This is a genomic window from Paenibacillus polymyxa M1, from assembly GCF_000237325.1.
In the GTDB taxonomy this organism is placed as follows: domain Bacteria; phylum Bacillota; class Bacilli; order Paenibacillales; family Paenibacillaceae; genus Paenibacillus; species Paenibacillus polymyxa_C.
This window is the reverse complement of sequence record NC_017542.1, coordinates 2,124,125-2,145,257: the sequence shown is the minus strand read 5'-3', so window position 1 is coordinate 2,145,257 and position 21,133 is coordinate 2,124,125. Positions and strand designations below refer to the sequence as shown.

The 21,133-nt window shown below is 45.9% G+C and carries 23 protein-coding genes; all 23 read right to left on the bottom strand.

All coding sequences use genetic code 11. From position 1 onward, the window contains the following. Nucleotides 1–58: 58 nt before the first annotated feature. Nucleotides 59–745 carry a ribonuclease HII gene (locus PPM_RS09755; protein WP_025676862.1) on the bottom strand — a complete coding sequence of 229 codons (687 nt, stop codon included), beginning with the start codon at nt 743–745 and terminating at the stop codon, nt 59–61. Between the two features lie 168 nt (nt 746–913). Further along, a complete protein-coding gene (ylqF, locus tag PPM_RS09750) occupies nt 914–1,774 on the bottom strand; it encodes a ribosome biogenesis GTPase YlqF (protein WP_014599660.1) in 861 nt (286 codons plus the stop codon). A gap of 87 nt (nt 1,775–1,861) precedes the next feature. Continuing rightward, on the bottom strand, nt 1,862–2,488 hold the full coding sequence (gene lepB / locus PPM_RS09745; RefSeq protein WP_013370651.1) for a signal peptidase I: 627 nt from the start codon (nt 2,486–2,488) through the stop codon (nt 1,862–1,864). Nucleotides 2,489–2,589: 101 nt separating this feature from the next. After that, a complete protein-coding gene (gene rplS, locus PPM_RS09740) occupies nt 2,590–2,934 on the bottom strand; it encodes a 50S ribosomal protein L19 (protein WP_007429998.1) in 345 nt (114 codons plus the stop codon). Nucleotides 2,935–3,158: 224 nt separating this feature from the next. Next, complete coding sequence (gene trmD / locus PPM_RS09735; protein WP_013370650.1) at nt 3,159–3,977, bottom strand: tRNA (guanosine(37)-N1)-methyltransferase TrmD; 819 nt, start codon at nt 3,975–3,977, stop codon at nt 3,159–3,161. Beyond that, nucleotides 3,977–4,492 carry a ribosome maturation factor RimM gene (gene rimM, locus PPM_RS09730; protein WP_013370649.1) on the bottom strand — a complete coding sequence of 172 codons (516 nt, stop codon included), beginning with the start codon at nt 4,490–4,492 and terminating at the stop codon, nt 3,977–3,979. Before rimM ends, trmD begins: the two co-directional genes overlap by 1 nt. A 97-nt stretch (nt 4,493–4,589) precedes the next feature. Then, nucleotides 4,590–4,820 carry a KH domain-containing protein gene (locus tag PPM_RS09725; RefSeq protein ID WP_013370648.1) on the bottom strand — a complete coding sequence of 77 codons (231 nt, stop codon included), beginning with the start codon at nt 4,818–4,820 and terminating at the stop codon, nt 4,590–4,592. A gap of 23 nt (nt 4,821–4,843) precedes the next feature. After that, complete coding sequence (gene rpsP, locus PPM_RS09720; RefSeq protein ID WP_013370647.1) at nt 4,844–5,116, bottom strand: 30S ribosomal protein S16; 273 nt, start codon at nt 5,114–5,116, stop codon at nt 4,844–4,846. Between the two features lie 69 nt (nt 5,117–5,185). Beyond that, the gene (gene ffh, locus PPM_RS09715) at nt 5,186–6,562 is read right to left on the bottom strand and encodes a signal recognition particle protein (RefSeq protein WP_013370646.1); all 1,377 of its coding nucleotides are present in this window, start codon (nt 6,560–6,562) and stop codon (nt 5,186–5,188) included. Nucleotides 6,563–6,613: 51 nt separating this feature from the next. Continuing rightward, nucleotides 6,614–6,982, bottom strand: a complete 369-nt coding sequence (ylxM, locus tag PPM_RS09710; protein WP_013370645.1) for a YlxM family DNA-binding protein — start codon at nt 6,980–6,982, stop codon at nt 6,614–6,616. A 166-nt stretch (nt 6,983–7,148) separates the two neighbouring features. Beyond that, nucleotides 7,149–7,799, bottom strand: a complete 651-nt coding sequence (trhA, locus tag PPM_RS09705; protein WP_013370644.1) for a PAQR family membrane homeostasis protein TrhA — start codon at nt 7,797–7,799, stop codon at nt 7,149–7,151. 153 nt (nt 7,800–7,952) lie between these two features. Beyond that, entirely contained in the window at nt 7,953–8,960 is a 1,008-nt protein-coding gene (gene ftsY, locus PPM_RS09700; RefSeq protein WP_013370643.1) for a signal recognition particle-docking protein FtsY, read from the bottom strand. Between the two features lie 38 nt (nt 8,961–8,998). Next, nucleotides 8,999–12,568 (bottom strand): chromosome segregation protein SMC, encoded by a 3,570-nt coding sequence (gene smc, locus PPM_RS09695; RefSeq protein WP_013370642.1) that lies wholly within the window; start codon nt 12,566–12,568, stop codon nt 8,999–9,001. A 255-nt stretch (nt 12,569–12,823) separates the two neighbouring features. After that, complete coding sequence (gene rnc, locus PPM_RS09690; RefSeq protein WP_013309856.1) at nt 12,824–13,522, bottom strand: ribonuclease III; 699 nt, start codon at nt 13,520–13,522, stop codon at nt 12,824–12,826. Between the two features lie 12 nt (nt 13,523–13,534). Further along, on the bottom strand, nt 13,535–14,773 hold the full coding sequence (gene fabF / locus PPM_RS09685; protein WP_013370641.1) for a beta-ketoacyl-ACP synthase II: 1,239 nt from the start codon (nt 14,771–14,773) through the stop codon (nt 13,535–13,537). A 228-nt stretch (nt 14,774–15,001) separates the two neighbouring features. Further along, nucleotides 15,002–15,235, bottom strand: coding sequence for an acyl carrier protein (locus PPM_RS09680; RefSeq protein WP_007429985.1), 234 nt, complete (start codon nt 15,233–15,235; stop codon nt 15,002–15,004). Between the two features lie 109 nt (nt 15,236–15,344). Then, nucleotides 15,345–16,094, bottom strand: coding sequence for a 3-oxoacyl-[acyl-carrier-protein] reductase (fabG, locus tag PPM_RS09675; protein WP_013370640.1), 750 nt, complete (start codon nt 16,092–16,094; stop codon nt 15,345–15,347). A gap of 51 nt (nt 16,095–16,145) precedes the next feature. Further along, nucleotides 16,146–17,087, bottom strand: coding sequence for an ACP S-malonyltransferase (fabD, locus tag PPM_RS09670; protein ID WP_013370639.1), 942 nt, complete (start codon nt 17,085–17,087; stop codon nt 16,146–16,148). Between the two features lie 81 nt (nt 17,088–17,168). Further along, a complete protein-coding gene (locus PPM_RS09665) occupies nt 17,169–18,158 on the bottom strand; it encodes a beta-ketoacyl-ACP synthase III (protein ID WP_013370638.1) in 990 nt (329 codons plus the stop codon). Between the two features lie 8 nt (nt 18,159–18,166). Then, a complete protein-coding gene (gene plsX / locus PPM_RS09660; RefSeq protein ID WP_013370637.1) occupies nt 18,167–19,159 on the bottom strand; it encodes a phosphate acyltransferase PlsX in 993 nt (330 codons plus the stop codon). After that, nucleotides 19,143–19,739, bottom strand: coding sequence for a transcription factor FapR (fapR, locus tag PPM_RS09655; RefSeq protein WP_014599659.1), 597 nt, complete (start codon nt 19,737–19,739; stop codon nt 19,143–19,145). The genes plsX and fapR overlap by 17 nt, the downstream gene beginning before the upstream one ends. A 276-nt stretch (nt 19,740–20,015) precedes the next feature. After that, complete coding sequence (gene rpmF, locus PPM_RS09650; RefSeq protein ID WP_013370634.1) at nt 20,016–20,189, bottom strand: 50S ribosomal protein L32; 174 nt, start codon at nt 20,187–20,189, stop codon at nt 20,016–20,018. Between the two features lie 190 nt (nt 20,190–20,379). Further along, nucleotides 20,380–20,901 (bottom strand): YceD family protein, encoded by a 522-nt coding sequence (locus PPM_RS09645; protein WP_013370633.1) that lies wholly within the window; start codon nt 20,899–20,901, stop codon nt 20,380–20,382. Nucleotides 20,902–21,133 lie beyond the last annotated feature (232 nt).

Genomic DNA, 21,133 nt, shown 5'->3' with positions numbered 1-21,133 from the left:
AGGGTCTGTAATATTAGATATACTTTATATCGGTATTGTCCTGATTCATAATAAGTATCTACAGATCAAACAACGTTGGTTGCTCGGTCAACAAATTGCCTAAAAAGCTGCGTCTATGCATTTCTGTAGGCCCTAGCGCCAAAATTTGTTCTCTATGCAACTTGGTAGCATAACCTTTATGTATACCAATCCCATATTCCGGATATTTCGCATCCCATTCACCTTTGCATAGCCGATCACGAGTCACCTTGGCAATGATAGAAGCTGCCGCAATAGACTGACTGTTCGCATCTCCCTTAATGATGGATAGCTGAGGAATAGGTACATCTACCTTTTCTGCATCCACAAGTAAATAATCAGGAGACACATGTAAAGCCTCAACAGCCTTTTTCATAGCTAAACGAGCCGCTTGTTTAATATTGATTTCATCAATCATCCGCGCGTCTACATGACCAACTCCTACAGCAATCGCCTTCTCCATAATCAGTTCGTAGTAGGCTTCTCTTTTCTTGTCCGTCAATTTTTTGGAATCGTCTACCCCCTCCAATAACTCACCAACTGGTAAAATGACTGCTGCCGCCACAACATCTCCAAACAGACATCCACGCCCTACCTCGTCAATACCTGCAATCCGCTCACAAGATTGTTCCCAGCATTTTTTTTCATAGTGCAGCATGTCCTTTACTGCGTTCTCTTTAGCTTCCATATTCAATACCTGCCCATCTTTACGTAGTTTAAGCTTCATCATGCCGTAGCTCTAACAATTGAATTCAGCTTACCACAGACCTCTACTGTTCAAAACCCTTTTCTATCTACCTTTACATACCAAAAAACCTTCCTCCTCTCCGGAGAGATGGGGAAGGTTCTTCCTTGCCACAAAATGCAATGTTCTGTATCAGATGTACCAGCTCTATCAATATGGTGCTTCTAAACTGAATCGTCCCAGCTTCCCTGCACGTAGCTCACGCAAAATAATTTTTGACGCCTTTTCGAGATCTACACGTCCACCACTAACAATACAGCCACGCTTACGTCCGATAGCCTCCATAACGTTCACAACATCATCTGGATTTTCTGTATCCTCAGGGCGTTCGGTAAGCTCAAAACGTTCTGCCATGGCATCCCAATAATATTGAACAAGATATTTTGTCGCGAAAAAGGCAATGTCCTCTACATTTAAAATTTCTTCCTTGATCGCGCCTGTAACTGCTAGACGATAGCCCACGTTCTGATCCTCAAATTTAGGCCACAAAATACCTGGTGTATCCAGCAATTCAATTTCTCCGGTCTTGATCCACTGTTGTGCCTTCGTTACTCCGGGGCGATCACCCGTAGCTGCAATATTACGTCCTGCCATTCGGTTGATCAATGTCGATTTGCCGACATTCGGAATACCGACAATCAAAGCACGTATAGGACGCGGATTCATTCCCTTCGAAATCTGCCGGTCTATTTTTTCCTTAAGCAACAGCTTGGCCTGAACCGGAATTTCTTTGAGCCCCGTCCCTGTCGTGGCATCTACTGGAAAGGCTACATGCCCCTGTTCCTTAAAGTAGGCAATCCATTGCTGTGATACTACAGGGTCCGCCAAATCTGCCTTGTTCAAAATAATCATTCGCGGCTTGCCTTGCAAAATATCATCAATCATTGGATTTCGGCTGGAAAGCGGCAACCGAGCATCAATCAGCTCAATAACCAAATCAATCAGCTTTAATTTTGCTTCAATTTGGCGGCGCGCTCTGGTCATGTGACCAGGAAACCATTGAATCGTCACCGTCATCACCCCATTGAGCGTAACTCCTACTTTCACCCTTAGGGTCATAGTTAGGATTACGGCAGCTATGCTGCTTATTAGTTATTTCTAGTGGTTAATCCACTGCATATCCATCACAGGCCAAAAAATGACATCAGCCCGGCCCACGACTTCCTTCAAATCAATATATCCAATCATCCGACTGTCTGTACTATTGGAACGGTTATCGCCCATAACAAAAATATGCCCTTCTGGCACTTTTCCATTCTTAAACTTTTCATTTGGAAAATTGGTAAACTTGTTGTAAAGTTCGCCATTTTGATGTGCTTCTTCCAAAGGAGCCTTGAGATAAGGTTCTTGGATCGGCTTACCATTTACTGTAATCGTGTCACCTTCTACCTTGACCGTATCACCCGCAACGGCAATGACGCGCTTGATGAAGTCTCTTTTTTCTTCCGGGACATGGAACACGATCACTTCACCCGGTTTAGGAGCACGAAAATCATACAAAATCTCATTTACAATGACGCGTTCTCCGGTATGAAAGTTAGGCTGCATTGACGGACCATCCACAATAAAAGGCTTAAAGAGAAGCCAGCGGATTAAAAAGACAAGCACTAACGCAATAATGATGGCCTTGAGCCACTCAAAAATCTCATTTTTTGGTTTACGCTTGGGCGTACCATCCTGATCAGTTGGCTGCTGCACAGCTCCTTGTCCTACTTCTTGCTCCATAGCTCACTGTCCTCTCTTTACGGTCAATAATCCACAGTTCCCTATGTACGTAGAAAAAACGAAAGGAGCTTGTAACCAAGCCCCTTTCGTTATTCGTTGTATTAACGACGAATTTCTTTAATTCTCGCTGCTTTACCGCGCAGTTCACGAAGATAATAAAGCTTCGCACGACGCACTTTACCACGGCGAGCCACTTCGATTTTATCGATTTTTGGGGAATGAAGCGGGAAAGTTCTTTCCACACCTACACCGTAAGAAATTTTACGAACTGTAAAAGTCTCACTGATTCCACCACCACGGCGTTTAATTACTACACCTTCAAACAACTGGATACGCTCACGAGTTCCCTCGATAACCTTCACGTGCACTTTCAAAGTGTCACCAGGACGAAAGTTAGGCAGATCTTTACGCAGTTGTTCTTCAGTAATCGCTTGGACGATATTCATCTATGACTCCCTCCTTCCGTACAGGTGTTCATGTTTCTTCTGGAAACTCTTCCGTTTCCTTCATCATCCACAGAGGACCACCGTATTACACACAACAGATGTATTGTATCATGGAGGTTACCGCATTGCAACAACAAAAAGGGATTTGACCAAACATTATTTAATTGACTTCATTATAAAACAGGTCCCTGCCTGCTTTCAAATCCACTCATGTTAATAGTGCTTTATCGCTTGTCCCTCGAACTGTCCAATTGGTGCTGCTCCTCAATCCACGCGCGCTCCCTGCTTGTCAGTTCAGCCTGTTCCAGCAAGTCCGGTCGACGTTCCATCGTACGACGTAACGCCTCTTGTCGTCTCCAAGAGTCAATATTGACATGATGCCCTGATAAGAGTACATCCGGCACTTTCCAGCCCCGAAACTCAGCAGGCCGAGTATAATGTGGGTATTCCAACAGTCCTGTACTAAACGAATCTGTTACCGCACTCGTTTCATTACCCAACACTCCTGGTAACAACCGTGTCACACTATCAATGACGACCATGGCTGGTAGCTCGCCACCAGTCAATACATAATCTCCGATCGAAAGCTCATCCGTCACCAGATGCTCTCGAATACGCTCATCATAACCCTCATAATGTCCACATATAAAAATAAGATGGTCCTCTTTGGCAAGCTCTTCCGCTTTTTTTTGCGTAAAAGTCTCTCCTTGTGGACACATCAAAATAATACGCGGAGTTTTTATGTCTGCGTTATGTTCGGCATCTTCATCTCCAATACCTTCAACGGCAGCTTCAAATGTTGATTGCTCTGATTTATCCAACAGCGCTTCCACGGCAGCAAAAATAGGGTCTGGCTTCAAAACCATGCCGCCTCCACCACCATAGGGCGTATCATCCACTTGCCCATGCTTGTTGCCGGCATACTGGCGAAAATTAACCGCTTGCAGTGATACAATCCCCTTATCCCTTGCTTTTCCCAGAATGCTTGCATTAAAAACGCCATCAAACATCTCTGGAAACAGGGTCAGTACATCCACCCGCATTACAGCAGACCTTCCATTAATCGTACTGTAACCCGTTTTTCGCGCACGTTTACATCCAAAATAACATCCTCTATATACGGCAATAGCAGTTCCTTACCTTTAGGCATTTGGACTACCCATACATCATTCGCTCCCGGTGTCAAAATTTCTTTTACCTCACCGAGCTTAGTTCCGTCTTCCGTTACTACTTCCATACCGACTACTTCATGAAAGTAAAACTCGTTTTCTTCCAATTCTCCTAACCGTTCAGCAGAGACCTTTAACAAAGTACCTTTATATTTCTCAACATCATTGATGTTGTGATATTCCTTAAATTTTACGACAACCATATTTTTTTGAAAACGAGCTGTTTCTACAGTTACGGGAATCGGTGCTTTGCCATCTGCTGGAACAATCAATAGCTCGCTGCCTTTGGCAAAACGATCCTCAAGAAAATCAGTTGTCGTTAATATTTTTAGCTCACCGCGAATTCCATGTGTATTCACAATTTTCCCGACATTAAACATTTGCTGCATCGTGTTCCTCCTGCATATAATCGGCTCCGCTCCATATCATCTTCATCATGTACGAAAAAGGGTTAGGACATACATCCTAACCCACTTTCGTATATCTTTAAGATATGATGTCTACGGTAACCCGTTTATCCATCTTAACGGCTGCTGATGCAACCACAGTGCGAAGCGCCTTGGCGATACGTCCCTGCTTGCCAATGATCTTGCCCACATCCTCAGGATGTACACTAAGTTCATACACTACAAGTCGATCCTTCTCCAAGGTCTTCACGGTCACATCATCCGGATGATCGACTAAAGCCTTAGCAATGATTATCACTAATTCTTCCATGGTTGACCCTCCGTATCAGCACCTTATTTCTGTGTTTTAAGCTCATGAAACTTTTTCAACACGCCCGCTTTGCTAAGCAAGTTGCGAACAGTGTCGGATGCTTGTGCACCATCTTGCAACCATTTCAGCGCTTTATCTTCATCAATTTTTACAACCGCTGGTACTGTAATAGGGTTGTAGTAACCGATTTCTTCGATAAAACGACCGTCACGCGGGGAACGGGAATCAGATACCACGACGCGATAGAAAGGAGCTTTATGTGCACCCATACGTTTCAGACGAATACGAACTGCCACGAAAATTCACCTCCTTCAAAAAGTAGACTGTATATTGCTATCCTATAACTCCAAAGGCCTATCGACCTTTTAGCGGAAAGGAAACTTCATACCTTTGCCCATACTCTTCAGCTGTTTCAGAGCCTTGTTTTTGCCACCCTTAGGACCCATCATATCTGAGAACTGCTTCATCATACGGCGCATTTCGTCAAATTGCTTAATGAGACGATTTACCTCAGCCAGCGATGTTCCACTGCCTACAGCAATCCGCTTGCGACGACTATGATTAATCATGTCTGGGTTTTGCTTTTCCTGTTTAGTCATCGAATGAACGATAGCCTCAATCCGGCCCATCTGTTTGTCATCCACTTTGATGTCTTTCATTTGCTTCATGTTGCCCATACCAGGAATCATATCGAGAATCTGGTCGATTGGGCCAAGCTTCTTAACCTGATCCATTTGCTCCAGAAAATCCTCGAAAGTAAACTCGGCATTGCGCATTTTCCGTTCCATTTCCTTCGCCTTATCCGCGTCGATATTGGACTGCGCTTTTTCAATCAGGGACAGCATGTCACCCATGCCTAAAATCCGTGAAGCCATCCGCTCAGGGTGAAATGGCTCCATTGCATCCAGCTTTTCACCCAATGTAGCAAACTTGATCGGGCATCCTGTCACAGCTTTAACCGACAAGGCCGCGCCCCCACGAGTGTCGCCGTCCAGCTTTGTCAGTACAACTCCCGTTAACTCAAGGCTATTGTTAAAGTGCTCCGCAACGTTAACTGCATCCTGTCCTGTCATGCTATCTACAACCAGCAGAACTTCATCCGGCTTGACATTAGTATGAATCTGGCGCAACTCTTCCATCAGTTCTTCATCAACATGAAGACGACCGGCAGTATCTATAATAACGTAGTCATTACCATTATCCTTAGCATGCTGCAAACCCTGTTTTGCGATTTCCACCGGGCTTGTCTGATCTCCCAATGTAAATACAGGTGCGTTAATCTGCTCACCGAGAATCTGAAGCTGCTTGATCGCGGCAGGTCTGTAAATATCACCAGCTACAAGCAATGGACGATGGTTTTGCTTTTGCAACAACTTCGCTAGTTTACCTGACGTCGTCGTCTTACCTGCGCCCTGGAGACCCACCATCATAATGACTGTAGGCGGTTTGTTTGCTTTGGCAAGCTTGGCCTGACTGCCACCCATCAACTCGGTCAATTCCTTGTTTACAATGTCGATGATGACCATGCCTGGCGTAAAGCTGTCCATCACTTCCTTACCAACGGATTTCTCCTTTACCTTGGCAATAAAGTCCTTTACAACCTTGAAGTTAACGTCCGCTTCAAGCAAAGCCAATCGCACTTCACGCATCGCCTGAGCTACATCATCCTCAGACACTTTTCCTTTGCCGCGCAATTTACTGAATACATTTTGCAAGCGAGTCGATAATCCTTCAAATGCCATACTTTCGCACCTCCTTGTCTACCAGGGTTGTTAGTTCTTCATTTATATATCCTACAATTCCTGCAGGCGATTTACAATTTGTTGGACATGTTGCAATGTATCCTTATCGGGCTTACCAACTTTTCCGAATGCATCATATAATGTCGCATTCAGTTCCTCTAAATCTTGGATTCTACGTTCATGCTTACTTAGCAATCCAAGCTTTTCCTCATACATTTCTAATACCTGTTCAGCACGTTTAATATGTTCATAGACTGCCTGACGGCTAATTTGAAATTCCGATGCAATTTCCCCTAAAGAAAAATCATCATGGAAGTAATATTTTAAAAACATCTGTTGCTTCTCTGTAAGTAGAGGTTCATAGAAGTCAAACAGTCGGTTAATCCGGTTTGTCTTTTCCAGCCGATTCTCCTGACTCATCGTGTATACCTCCATCGTCAAGGAAAAACACTTTACAGTTCTTTTCAACGTTCCTTATCATACATAAAAGAAAAGAAGATGTCAAGCGTTATCCCTTGTCATACAAAAAAAAGCCGATCCACTGCCCTTAAACGGGAGAATAGATCGACTTTTTTGCCCCTCTCACTCAAACCCTTACTGGAGTAAGATACAGCAGAACAGCCAGAAAATGAAGTATGCTGCCTGCCAAAACAAACAGATGCCAGATCGCATGGTGATATGGAAATGCCCGCCACACATAAAAAATCGTGCCCAGCGTATACATAAGACCACCCACGAACAATAGCGTCATCCCTCCGGCGGGAACAATGGCCATCAGGGGATTCCAGGCAATTGTAATGAGCCAGCCCATTATAATGTAAAACACAGTAGACATAAACAGGAAGCGTTTGGTGAAGAACGCCTTGAACAGTACACCAAACAAAGCGATCCCCCAAATCACTCCAAATAGCGTCCATCCCAGAGTACCTCGCAAGGCAACGAGCATAAAAGGGGTGTAGCTACCTGCAATGAACAGGTAAATACAAGAATGATCGAATATTTCGAACAAATCCTTCAATTTTCCTTCACGCAGGCTATGAAGCAACGTGGAATTGGTATACAGCAACAGCATTGTAATCCCGTAAATTGTAAAGCTTACGACATGCCAAGCAGTTCCTTTCATGCTAGCAAAAACAATGAGTAGCACAAGCGCTGCTACACTTAAAACGGCTCCAATACCATGTGTAATCGCGTTAGCTACTTCTTCCCGGCGGGAATAAGTATAGGTGTTTGCCATCGTTTTTCACCCGGCTTCCTGAGTAATATTTTTATACAAGAAATTTATCCGGCATCGTCAAACCTTTTGCTTTCATTATACAATTGGGCGGACTTACGCGGCAACAGGAGCACTGCTTAGTCCCAGACTTATAAGCAAGTCTAATCAAACGGATTAGTTCTGCTCTTCCTCGCCAGCTTCGACAGCCTCTTCTTGGATCAAACCGGCGAACAATGCATGAACAAATTGTTCTGAATCAAACGGTTGAAGATCATTCACTTTTTCACCTAAGCCCACCAGCTTAACAGGCAAATTCAATTCCTGACGGATAGCAACAACAATCCCGCCCTTTGCTGTTCCATCCAATTTTGTCAGTACCAGACCGGTTACGCCGCTCTTCTCACCAAACAGCTTGGCTTGGTTAAGTGCATTTTGTCCAGTCGTCGCATCAAGTACCAACAACACTTCATGAGGAGCGTCTGGAATTTCACGCTGGATAACGCGGAAAATCTTGTTCAATTCTTCCATTAGATTGCTTTTATTTTGAAGACGTCCTGCTGTATCGCATAACAAAACATCTACTTGACGCTGCTTGGCAGCCTGTACGGCATCAAACATAACCGCAGCTGGATCAGAACCAGATTGCTGTTTGATGACCTCTACACCTGCCCGTTGGCCCCAAACCTCCAACTGTTCAATCGCGCCCGCCCGGAATGTATCTCCAGCAGCCAACAATACTTTTTTGCCCTCTTGTTTAAAACGATGAGCCAACTTGCCAATGGTCGTTGTTTTTCCGACTCCATTGACGCCTACGAATAGAATGACCGTAATCCCGTCTGGATTCATTTTGAGCTGACTATTGTCATTCCCCCGCAGCAACTCAGACAGCTTTTCCGACAGTACAGGCTGTAACTCGGACGCATCCTCGATTTTGCGTTTTTTCACTTCTCCCCGCAAGTCTTCAATGAGGTTCATAACGGTATTGACGCCTACGTCCGCTCCGATCAGAATTTCTTCCAGTTCCTCGTAAAATTCCTCATCAATTTTTTTACGGCGAATCATCAGGTCCGTTACTTTTTCGACGAAACCTTTACGTGTTTTTTCTAAACCGTCTTTGAACTGCTTTGTGACCGATTCCGTTTTACTTGCGATGCTTTCCTTCAATTTTCTAAAGAAACTCATGGATTCCCTCCGTTGATCTGAAAGTATGTTATTTGATGTCAGGCAATCTCAGCTTCATCGTTGTCCAGCTTGACAGATACGAGTTTAGAAACCCCGCCTTCTTCCATCGTAACCCCGTACAGCACATCGGATTCTTCCATGGTGCCTTTACGGTGTGTAACTACGATAAACTGTGTCTGCTCTGAGAATTCCCGTAAATACTGAGCAAAACGCACCACATTTGCTTCGTCTAATGCTGCCTCTACTTCATCGAGTACACAGAATGGAACAGGTTTAACGTGTAAAATGGCAAATAATAAAGCCATTGCTGTTAGAGCCCGTTCACCGCCTGACAACAACTGTAAGTTTTGAAGTTTTTTGCCTGGAGGCTGAGCTACAATGTCAATGCCTGTCTCCAGCAAACGTTCCGGATCAAGCAACACAAGGTCTGCACGTCCGCCTCCGAACAGCTTGGAGAAAACCGTTCCAAATTCGCGACGAATCGCATCGAACGTGGTCTTGAAGCGCTTGGACATTTCATCATCCATTTCACGAATAACCTGATAAAGCGTTGTCTTGGCCTCTACCAAATCAGACTTTTGCTCATCAAGAAACGTATAGCGCTCATGTACACGCTGGTATTCCTCAATAGCACCCAGATTGACCTCACCCAGCGCAGATATCCCGCGTTTGAGCCTTTCCACCTCACTCTGCGTACCTTCAATATCTTCCGGTATAGGGTAACGTTGCTTGGCCAGCTCATAGCTGAGTTCATAATCATCACTTAATTTTTTCAAAACATTTTCCAGTTCCACATCAAGTCGGTTTACTCCAATTTCTGTTTGGCGAAGCAGTTCCTCCACCGACTTAAGCTGAATTCGCTGTTCTTTTGTGTCATTCTCAGCAACTTCCAGTTTTTTGGACAAGCTGCTGCGTGCAGCCCGTTTGAATTCCAATTGCTCTGCAGCTTCTTCCTTTTTCAAACGGTATTGATTAAGATTCTCAATTTGTTTCACGGTCTCCTGCTCATTGGTGAGCAAATCCGCTTCGATGGAAGCAAGCAAGGTCTTGTTTTGTCTTGAATCCTTACCAAGGGTATCATAATCCCCACGCAGTCTGCGAATCTGCTCTTCCAATGAAAAGCGCTCTTGGTCCAACTTGCCTTCTCTTACCTTGAGATTGGTGAGCTCTCCTTGCAGCTGCTCTTTGGCTGATTCATTCGCTTTACGAGCAAATTCGGCAGCGTGAATGGCTTGATGCGTTTTCTTCTCTTCTTCCTCCAGCGCAGCCAACTTTACCAGTGCTTCTGCACGGGAAGCTTCCAACTCCTTGATTTCCTGGTCAAAGCCTTTTTTCTCCTGGCCAGACGCAGCTACCTGCTCCAGAACATGACGAAGTTCATGCTCAAGTTGTTTGAGCTCCATTGCCATCTGCTGCTCTTCGGTCCGCTTCACATCGCCGCCCTGGCGCAATTCATCCAGACGGGTCTGTGTCTCCTCCAACTGTCGTTTGGTATCTATTGCACTCTGGCGCAACCTGGCAATTTGCTGTTCCGTGTCTAGAATGTCTTGATCCAACTGATCCAGCTGACGTTTACGGCCCAGCAGATTAGCATTTTTCTTGAACTGGCTCCCCCCAGTCATGGAACCACCTGCATTGACAACATCGCCTTCCAGCGTGACAACACGATATCTATATTGACAACGGGCCGCAATACGATTGGCATCTTCCAGCGTACGGGCAATGACCACATTCCCCAAGAGACTGCCTACGATTCCGGCATATCGATCATCGTACTGAACAAGATCTGCACCGATCCCGACAAAGCCTTCTGCGCTTTCCACAATTTGACGTTCTCCAGCACCAATCTGACGCGGGCGGATAACGTCCATAGGCAAGAATGTCGCTCTGCCCAATTGACGTTGCTTTAGAAAACTGATCGCCTGTCTGGATACCGATTCATTTTCCATCACAATATGCTGAACTGAAGCGCCCAAAGCGGTTTCCATCGCCTGCTCTAAATGCTCAGGTACCCGAATCAGCTCCGCTACTGCTCCATGCACACCGTGCAAAGTTCCTTTGCGTGAAGCCTTTAACACCTCTTTAACTCCGAGCATGAAGCCGTCAAAGTCATCCTGCATTTCTTTCATCGTATCTCGCCGTGAAATTTGAGCCTCACGTTTTTGTTCCCATTTACGAACCGTGCCCTGGTTTTCTTCCAGTAGTTTTTGCAGGGCCTGGTACTGTTCACTTCCCTGAATATAGCCACTGCGCAAACTGCTAATTTCCTGTCCCAGCTTCTGAATCGTCGCTTCCAACCCTTTTTTGCGCTGTTCAAGTTCGACTTTTTGGGCTTCCCATTTGCCGGATTCATCACTGACGCGATTCACTCGGCGTTCCAACGCTTCCTTCTGTTGGTCGGTATAACGAATTTCGTTACGCGCCTGCGCCATCTGATTCATCAGCTCCAGCAGACCACCCTTTAGGCTTTCTTCCTGCTCCTGGCTGATTCCACCTGTGACGCCAATCAGTTTGGCCTCTTCATCAGACAGACGCGCACGCAACTCGTCCAGCTCTACATTCAGCGCTGACAGCTTTTCGTTCAGCTGATCCAGTTCGCTTTTGCGTTCGGAATGCCGTGATTCACTTGTGCTGAGGGATAAGATCAATTGTTCCCGATTGGCCTCCAAATTGCGTGTGCGCTCTTTGAGCAATTCACCGTATCCTTCACTTTTTTCCGTAGCTTCACTGTATTGCAGCAGATCCTTTTGCAGACGTTCTACTTGCTCTTCCAGCTGCCGTAATTCATTACGATCGTTTTCCAGCATTGCATCATGGCGGGACACTACTGTAGACAACTGAAGCTGCTCTTGCTGCAACAAAGCTAGTTTGGAAGTCGCATCGCTCCACGAAGTATGAATTTGTTCAATTTGATGGACGTACATCGAAATTTCTTTTGATTTTAATTCACTGCGCAGCTCTTTAAAATGAATCGCCTTTTCAGACTGCTCCTTAAGAGGTCCAATCTGATCCTCTAGTTCACTGACCAAATCGTGAATACGCAGCAAATTTTGCTCTGTTTCATCCAGCTTGCGAACTGCATCTTTTTTACGTGATTTATATTTTACGATACCCGAGGCTTCCTCAAAAATACCCCGTCGATCCTCAGATCGGGTACTCAAAATTTCTTCAATACGTCCTTGCCCAATAATCGAATAAGCTTCTTTACCAATCCCTGTATCCATAAACAGCTCAGTAATATCCCGAAGTCTGCATGATTGACGATTAATGAAATATTCACTATCCCCACTCCGATGCACACGTCGCGTTACCGTCACTTCACCAAAATCCAGAGGCAATGCCTGATCTTCATTATCTAGCGTAAGTGATACTTCACCGTAATTAACAGCCTTACGAGCATCACTACCTGCAAAAATAATGTCCTCCATCTTGCCGCCACGCAGTGATTTGGCACTCTGTTCGCCCAACACCCAACGAATTCCGTCGGAAATATTACTTTTTCCACTCCCATTGGGTCCGACGACTGCCGTAATGCCGCGGACAAATTCCATTTCCGTTTTATCTGCAAACGATTTGAAGCCCGCCAGCTCAATGCGCTTTAAAAACATGCTCAATCTCACCTCTAACATTCAAATATGCTTGTACAACTTCATTGACCTGATTGATTGAATTATCCTTATTGTAGCATAAGACTAATTTGAAAAAAGCACAGTATCGACGTTCACTTTACAGCAGTAAAGCCACGAAAAAAGAGCAAAACGCAGTCCATTCGCCATTATGGGCCGGGACTCCCCGCGGACTGCCCTTTGCTCTTACTTTGTGTCCTCTGCTTGCGTCACCCGTTCGGGCCGCTCAGGTACCGATTACGATTCCGCCAGCTTCAAACGGTTTAAAGCAACTGCCGCCGCTTGCTGCTCAGCTTCCTTTTTGGAGCGTCCTGTACCTGCCCCCAGCCGTTCGCTGTCCATATATACCTCGGCTACAAACTCGCGTTCATGGGCAGGTCCGCGTTCCTCGACAATCTTGTATTCAAGCATCCCCATGTTATGATGCTGCGTCAGTTCCTGAAGCTCTGTTTTGAAATCACTCATCTGAAGCTTACCGTTTAATACAATTTGAGGAAAAATATAACGTTCTAGAAACGACCGGACGGCTTCCAGACCCTGATCCAAATAAAGCGCGCCTACGAACGCCTCGAACACATCAGCCAACAGAGCAGGACGAGTACGTCCGCCTGTCAGCTCTTCACCTTTTCCAAGCAATACATACTGCCCAAACTCAAGCCCGACAGCAAACTTCACCAAAGAAGGCTCACAGACAATAGCTGCACGCAACTTGGTTAGTTCGCCTTCGGGCCGGTTAGGGTACTGATTGTACAATTGCTCAGACACCGTCAGTTCCAGAACAGCGTCACCCAGAAATTCCAGACGCTCATTATCTGCATGCTGACTGAACCGATGTTCGTTTACGTAGGAAGCGTGCGTAAAAGCCTGCTTCAGAAGCTGCCGATTGTTGAATTGAATATGAAGTTTCTGCTGTAATTGCTTCAAGTCTCCACTCAACGAACTGACCCCTTACGCTTCATATTTTTTTAGAATAACCGTAGCATTGTGACCGCCAAAACCAAAGGAATTGGACATAACCACATTCAGTTCCGCTTTTCTCGGCTTATTAGGTACATAATCAAGATCACAAGCCGGGTCTTGATTATCCAAATTAATTGTTGGCGGAATTGTCTGATGTTGGAGCGCAAGACCACAAATTACGGCTTCAACGCCTCCCGCTGCACCCAGAAGATGCCCTGTCATCGACTTGGTTGAACTGATCGCTACCTTATAGGCATGCTCTCCAAGCGTTTTCTTAACTGCTTCCGTCTCCGATTTGTCACCAACCGGCGTAGATGTACCATGTGCATTGATATAATCGATATCTTCAGGATTCAATCCAGCATCACGGATCGCCATTCTAATGCAGCGTGCTGCTCCCTCTGGATCAGGCTCCGTCATATGATGGGCATCGCCTGAAAGACCATAGCCAATCACTTCGCCGTAAATATGTGCACCACGCTTCAAAGCATGATCCAACGATTCCAGAATCAGTACACCAGAGCCTTCGCCCATAACAAATCCGTCCCGTTCGGTATCAAATGGACGACTTGCCTTTTCCGGCTCATCGTTACGTGTGGACATCGCTCGCATGGAGCAAAATCCAGCAATACCAATCGGACGAATCGTTGCTTCGGCACCGCCGCAAATCATAGCGTCAGCGTCACCGCGCTGAATCATGCGGAAGGAATCACCGATAGCATGACTACCTGTGGCACAAGCTGTAACTGGCGATGTATTGGGACCCTTAGCACCGAGTGAGATCGAAACTTGGCCGGAACCCATATTAGCAATCATCATCGGAATGAAGAAAGGGCTTACGCGTTTAGGTCCCTTTTCGATCAGTGCATTATGCTGATCTTCCCAAGTGCCCAATCCGCCAATACCAGAACCAACAGATACACCAACACGCTCAGCATCCACATTCTCTCCGATTACGAGTTTGCTGTCCTCAAGCGCCAATTTACTAGCAGCAACCGCGAACTGCACAAAGCGGTCCATTTTACGCGCATCCTTACGATCGATATAATCCTCTGGATTAAAATCTTTAATGGAAGCGGCTATTTTCGTAGTGTATTCACTTGTATCAAAAGCTTCGATTTTACTGATACCAGATTTTCCAGCCATCAGATTATCCCATAGTGTGTTCAAATCCTGTCCCAGCGAAGTGATTACACCCATTCCTGTTATGACAACACGTTGTTTCAAAGATAATCACCTCTATGTCTACTGCAAATTGTATTTTTAGTTCGCACACGCTTGTGTACAAAAATAATATAGAATCAACTAAAGTTAGTAATGCCGCATTATACTCAGCCCTTGACGAAGTGAAGCTGAGATGAAGTCAAAAACACGCGACAATTCCGTCTTTAGTTCAATCTGTATAATTAGGAGAAAGTCCCGCCTGTAACAGAACGGGACTTTTGATGACATGAATTAGGTATGAGATTGTATGTACTTCACAACTTCACCTACAGTTGTAATTTTCTCTGCATCTTCATCAGAGATTTCCATATCAAACTCATCTTCCAATTCCATAACCAATTCAACTACATCGAGAGAATCAGCGCCTAAATCATCTTTAAAAGATGCTTCAAGTGTAACTTCGGCTTCGTCGGCTCCCAAACGGTCAACGACAATGCGTTTTACGCGCTCCAATACATCGGACATCCGGCTCACCTCCTCCTTATGGTATTATACGAAAATTACAATTAAAATGCCATAGAAGAGAGTTTTCATTAACTACTCTCCATCGGGGCATGCGGATTGGCAACAAGAACTACATATACATGCCGCCATCCACATGCAAAGTCTGGCCCGTCATATATGAGGAAGCATCCGAGGCCAAGAATAGCACCACATCTGCAATTTCCTCAGGCCGTCCAAGACGGGCCAGCGGAATACCGCTAAGCATATTGTCACGCAAATCATCAGCCAGCACCTGTGTCATTTCAGTATCAATGAATCCAGGAGCCACACAGTTCACTGTAATTCCTCTTGAGGCAAGCTCTCTAGCAGAGGATTTAGTAAGACCAATCACTCCCGCTTTAGCAGCGACATAGTTGGCTTGTCCTGCGTTACCAAGTACACCAACAACGGAAGAGATATTGATAATTCGTCCAGAACGCTGCTTCATCATTGGGCGTGTGGCCGCCTTGAGACAATTAAACACACCCTTAAGATTCGTTTCGATCACCTGATCGAATTCCTCTTCTTTCATCCGCATGATTAAATTATCTCTTGTTATGCCAGCATTATTCACCAGGATATCAATCTTGCCCCAAGCGCCAATTACATCCTTGATCAACTGATCAGCTTCTTCAGCACGTCCCACATTAGCCTGAACTGTAATAGCTTCTACACCTTTGGCACGAATCAGCTCTGCTACCTCAGTCGCAGCCGCTTCGCTACCAGCATAATTTACTGCGACATTAGCCCCTGCTTCAGCCAGCGCCAGTGCGATACTACGGCCAATTCCGCGCGACGCTCCCGTAACCAGCGCTGTTTTTCCACTCAATGGCTTAGACATCATAGTCCTCCCTTGCAAGTATTTAACCCGTAAAGGCAATCATTAATACTTTTAGCGGGCTTCCAGGGCTTCTATTATAGAAGCAAACGACTCCAGGCTACTCATGTTATACAGCTTAACCGTTTTGTCAATCTTTTTAACCAGTCCGGTCAAAACACTTCCCGGTCCAAACTCAACAAAGGTGTCCACACCTTGTTCCAGTAACCATGCTACGCTGTCTTCCCATAGTACCGGAGAATAGACCTGTTCCACCAACAGTTGGCGAATTTCACTTCCCTCACGTACAGGTTTTGCTGTCACATTGGTCACAACCGGAATCTGGGCTTCAGCAAATTTCACAGTCTCCAATTTACCGGAGAGCTTGTCCGCCGCTTCCTTCATCAATGACGAATGAAAAGGTCCGCTGACCTCCAAAGTAATAGCACGCTTACCGCCTGCTTCCTTCACACGTTCAGCGACGGCAGCTACGCCCGCCTTTGTACCGGATACAACAATCTGTCCGGGACAGTTGATGTTGGCCAATTCAACCAGTTGGCCAGACTCCGTAATATCACGGCACAATGCTGCCAATGCTTCACGATCAGCTCCCAGCACAGCAGCCATCCCGCCTTGTCCATCAGGAATGGCCTGCTCCATAAACTGACCACGTGCACGAACAGTCTCAACTGCATCCTCAAATGTGAGAACACCGGAAGCCACTAGCGCACTGTATTCTCCTAGACTGTGCCCAGCCACATAATCAGGGCGGATGCCCTTTTCCTTGAACGCTTCATACAACGCAATGCTCGCCGTTAACAGTGCAGGCTGCGTATTGGATGTTTGCTTCAAGGCTGTGTCAGGCCCTTCAAATATCAGTGTGCTTAGCGCGAAACCCAAACGTTCGTCCGCTTTACGGAATACTTCTGTTGCAGCTGGAACTGCTTCATAAGCATCTTTAGCCATACCTACAGCTTGTGAACCCTGACCGGGAAATATAAATGCCGTTTTGCCCATCGTGCATGCACCTCTCTGTATCCAATGCTTCTTCTGTAAAACACCAGACAAATTCAATATTATATCAAAACTGCCACTTAATTACCAGATAAGAACCGACGCACCCCAGGTCAAACCGCCGCCAAAGCCCACCATTAGTATACGGTCGCCTTCCTTCATGCGGCCTTCCTCAGCTGCTTCCACAAGAGCGAGAGGAATAGATGCTGCGGATGTATTCGCATATTTATTAACATTAATAACTACCTTTTCCTCTGGTAAATCCAAACGTTGCATTGCGGATTGGATGATTCGGATATTGGCTTGATGCGGAACGAACAGATCGATGTCGTCTTTGGACATCCCAGCTTTTTCCAACACATCAACCGTTGCTGTTCCCATAACGCGAACCGCGAACTTGAACACTTCGCGTCCGTTCATATAAATATAGTGCTGTTTATTTTCCAGTGTATCCGCACTCGCAGGCAAACGTGAGCCCCCAGCTTCCAACTTGAGCAAGGTGCCTCCAGCGCCTTCAGCCCCCAGATCAAAGGATTGGAATCCTCTACCTTCAGGTACTTCACCAATCACTACAGCTCCTGCTCCATCTCCGAAAAGAACGCAGGTGTTGCGGTCAGTATAATCTGTAATCCGGGAAAGGCAGTCTGCACCAATAATTAACGCATTGTTATAAATACCTGTCTTAATGAAACTCGTTGCCGTAGCCAGCCCGTACACAAAACCCGAGCATGCAGCAGACAAATCGAAAGCCGCTGCGCCTTTGGCCCCCAACTTGTCCTGAAGAATGCAAGCAGTTGACGGAAACGCCATATCTGGTGTAACCGTAGCTACTATAATCAGGTCCAGATCTTGTGCCGTCATACCCGCAGACTCCAACGCCTTAACTGCTGCTTCATAAGCCAAATCAGATGTAGCCTGCTCTGGAGCAGCAATATGGCGCTCCTGAATCCCTGTACGGCTAACAATCCACTCATCACTTGTTTCAACGATTTCTTCCAAATCTTTATTGGTCAGAATTTTCTCAGGTACGTATTTCCCTGTTCCGATAACACCAACCGGCCGTAATTTATTCATATCGTCACTCACTTCCTGCTGATTTCCTTGGATATACTTTCCACCAACCGGTTTTGCAAGGCCGTACGAGCCTGCCTTACCGCATTTTTGACGGCAATGCCATCAGACGAACCGTGACTTTTTAAGACGAGTCCGCTCAACCCCAACAAAGGAGCCCCGCCGTGCTCTTTATAATCCAGTTTCCCCTTCAGACCCCGAAGCTCAGGCATAATCAAGGCCGCTGCAAGCTTGGTCTTTAAGGATTTGGTGAACTGCTCTTTAAGGAGAGAAAATATCGCTCCAGCTGTTCCCTCTAGCGATTTTAGCATAATGTTTCCGGCGAATCCGTCACACACCAATACATCACAATTTCCAGTTAACACATCTCGGGATTCAACATTCCCCACAAAATTGACAGGTAACTGCTCAATAAGTGGAAATGCCAACTTTGTCAGTTCGTTGCCTTTTCCTGCTTCAGTCCCAACATTCAGCAGACCCACTCTTGGAGAAGCCAATCCGTGAACCTTCTGACGGTACAAGCTCCCCATCAGTGCATATTGGGCAAGATGTTCAGGCTTGGCATCCATATTGGCCCCCAAGTCCAGCGCCAGTATACCTTGATCATCAATCGTTGGTATCATCGGCGCGAGAGCCGGACGTTCAATGCCCTCCATTCTTCCAACCACTAGCAATCCTGTAGTCATCAGAGCGCCTGTATTACCTGCGGATATCATGGCATCCGCTTCACCTTCTCTAACCATTCGACCCGCTACGACCATTGAGGCATCCTTTTTACGCCGCACTGTCTTTACAGGCTCGTCCTGCGCATCTATCGTTTCGGACGCATGGCGAATGGTGAGGTTCGTCGGCAGCGCCCTGCCGTTCAAAACCGATTCAATCCGTTCCCGGTCACCAACCAGCGTAATGTCTGTATCCTTCCATTCCGCCGCCGCAGATAACGCGCCCTCTACTGTCGCCTCAGGAGCATTATCTCCCCCCATGGCATCAATGGCGATCCGCATGCTGACTTCCTCCTTCGCTATACTCTTCCTCCGTGGAGCGATAAATGACAAAGTTGCCTTGGAACACCATTTCTTCTCCTACGTAGGCAAACACTTCCACTTTGGCCTTTCCTTTTTGTTCTGGATTTGAGCGTACATATGCCTTGGCAATACATTTTTCACCCAAATGAACCGGACGAACAAAGCGAATATCCGCTGAAGCGGTCAATGCTATCTCATCGTTAATTACGGCAACGGCCAATGAATTGGCCTGCGCAAACACATAATGTCCTCGTGCAATGCCTGTGCGTGAAAAAGTATGTTCCTCTTTAATTTCAAAAATCGAAATACCACTTCGATCCAACTGGAGATCAACGATGTCCCCAATTACTTCATGTAAAGGCAAGGAACGAACCTGATCGTAGGAGCGCTCAGCCATCAGCTTTAACCGCTCCCGCAATTCCGGAATCCCCAGTTCCATCCGGTCCAGCCGAATGGTCTGAATGCTTACCTTCAGCTGTCTTGTCAATTCCTGATCCGTCACGAACGGATTATCATCAATTAATTGAGTCAGCCGTTGCTGTCTCTGTCTCTTCGGCAAACGTTCGATATCAGTGACGCCTCCTTTCCCTACAGTAAACTGCCGTTCAGCCGACAGTTCAGGTTACTTTACGTTCTAACGGCTAAACTTCAAGCCGGTTTGTCTTCTTGTATGTATAAAGGAACCTCTTAGGCCCTTCTTTCTTAGAACCTGGTACTAAAACAGTATATAGCATGCTGACGCAAAAAGAAAGCATGCTGATAAAAAAAGTAGCGCCTCACTGTAGTGAAGCGCTACTTTCTCTGCGAATATTCCAAAGAATCCGCTTATCGGACATTATTGAGAGATGATCTCTCTAGCTTTGTACGTTCCGCAAACTTTGCACACATGGTGAGCAAGTTTCAATTCGCCACATTCGGAGCATTTCACCATACCTGGTACTTCCAGTTTAAAGTGAGTACGACGTTTGTCGCGACGAGTTTTGGATGTTCTCCGTTGAGGTACTGCCATTATTCCCACCTCCTTAAACAGATCAACCCCGCATAACGGGTATGACTTCTTATCTCATTCAAGACCGAAAGAAAATGCCAGAAGACAATGATCTTACAGCCGGTGAATCAAGCATGCAACATCCACGTATCGGTTCAATAACTTCCCGGCACAAGCGGATGATGATTTTTTTCAGAATTGAACTCAATTCTCATTTAAAAAAATCCTTAAGCCCTGCCAGACGCGGATCAATCTTTTCCGTATCACCATCGTTACTGTCATCGGAGCCAAGGCTCCAGTCTTGTCCGGCCGCTGGCGCGATGCCCTGACAATCCTCACTGCATACAGGCGCAAACGGCACATGCAGTACAAACAGTTCTTCACAATACGGTGCAATGTCGAAGGAATCCTCCGTCACTGCGATAAAATCGCCATCTTCATCCTCCTCTTCAACACTTGAAGATGAGGTTTGCTTAAACCGTTCACGGAATTCAATTTTCAAATCCTCGTGCATCGGGCTCAAACAGCGTGAGCAAAGCATGTCCAGACCTGCGGTCAACTTGCCTTCCACACTCATCGAGCCTTGGCCCAGACTAACGGCGACCAAGTCGGTCTCCAGCGGGGAAACGGCTGTAACATCAGCACGATCATCCACCAATTCACTCACATTAAGAGATTCACGGATAGGAAAGGGACCGTCACTTGTTGCTACTTTGCGAAAAAATAGTTGCATCACTATCACTCCAAACAAACAAAAATTATTATAACGACTGATCGAGTCGTTTGTCAACACCTTTCACTTTACACCACTTACAAATCCATTGGTTTTCCAATGGTTCGGTAAGATCTATGCGGATGAAGAAATGTGTTGTATTCATCATGTACCTGTGAGTATTCGTACCCCCGCCACTCTTCGTGTACAATAATGCGAGTATAAAGCTTTTTGCTCTAGGTCTCAATGGTCT

Coding starts and splice junctions, on each gene's coding strand:
- ffh (WP_013370646.1), bottom strand. CDS start 6,562: ATGGCATTTGAAGGATTATCGACTCGCTTGCAAAATGTATTCAGTAAA.
- PPM_RS09725 (WP_013370648.1), bottom strand. CDS start 4,820: ATGGAAGAATTAGTGATAATCATTGCTAAGGCTTTAGTCGATCATCCG.
- ylxM (WP_013370645.1), bottom strand. CDS start 6,982: ATGAGTCAGGAGAATCGGCTGGAAAAGACAAACCGGATTAACCGACTG.
- rplS (WP_007429998.1), bottom strand. CDS start 2,934: ATGAATATCGTCCAAGCGATTACTGAAGAACAACTGCGTAAAGATCTG.
- trhA (WP_013370644.1), bottom strand. CDS start 7,799: ATGGCAAACACCTATACTTATTCCCGCCGGGAAGAAGTAGCTAACGCG.
- PPM_RS09680 (WP_007429985.1), bottom strand. CDS start 15,235: ATGTCCGATGTATTGGAGCGCGTAAAACGCATTGTCGTTGACCGTTTG.
- PPM_RS09645 (WP_013370633.1), bottom strand. CDS start 20,901: ATGCAACTATTTTTTCGCAAAGTAGCAACAAGTGACGGTCCCTTTCCT.
- lepB (WP_013370651.1), bottom strand. CDS start 2,488: ATGGAGCAAGAAGTAGGACAAGGAGCTGTGCAGCAGCCAACTGATCAG.
- PPM_RS09755 (WP_025676862.1), bottom strand. CDS start 745: ATGAAGCTTAAACTACGTAAAGATGGGCAGGTATTGAATATGGAAGCT.
- ftsY (WP_013370643.1), bottom strand. CDS start 8,960: ATGAGTTTCTTTAGAAAATTGAAGGAAAGCATCGCAAGTAAAACGGAA.
- smc (WP_013370642.1), bottom strand. CDS start 12,568: ATGTTTTTAAAGCGCATTGAGCTGGCGGGCTTCAAATCGTTTGCAGAT.
- rimM (WP_013370649.1), bottom strand. CDS start 4,492: ATGCAGCAAATGTTTAATGTCGGGAAAATTGTGAATACACATGGAATT.
- plsX (WP_013370637.1), bottom strand. CDS start 19,159: ATGCGGATCGCCATTGATGCCATGGGGGGAGATAATGCTCCTGAGGCG.
- fabG (WP_013370640.1), bottom strand. CDS start 16,094: ATGTCTAAGCCATTGAGTGGAAAAACAGCGCTGGTTACGGGAGCGTCG.
- PPM_RS09665 (WP_013370638.1), bottom strand. CDS start 18,158: ATGAATAAATTACGGCCGGTTGGTGTTATCGGAACAGGGAAATACGTA.
- rpmF (WP_013370634.1), bottom strand. CDS start 20,189: ATGGCAGTACCTCAACGGAGAACATCCAAAACTCGTCGCGACAAACGT.
- trmD (WP_013370650.1), bottom strand. CDS start 3,977: ATGCGGGTGGATGTACTGACCCTGTTTCCAGAGATGTTTGATGGCGTT.
- fabD (WP_013370639.1), bottom strand. CDS start 17,087: ATGGGCAAAACGGCATTTATATTTCCCGGTCAGGGTTCACAAGCTGTA.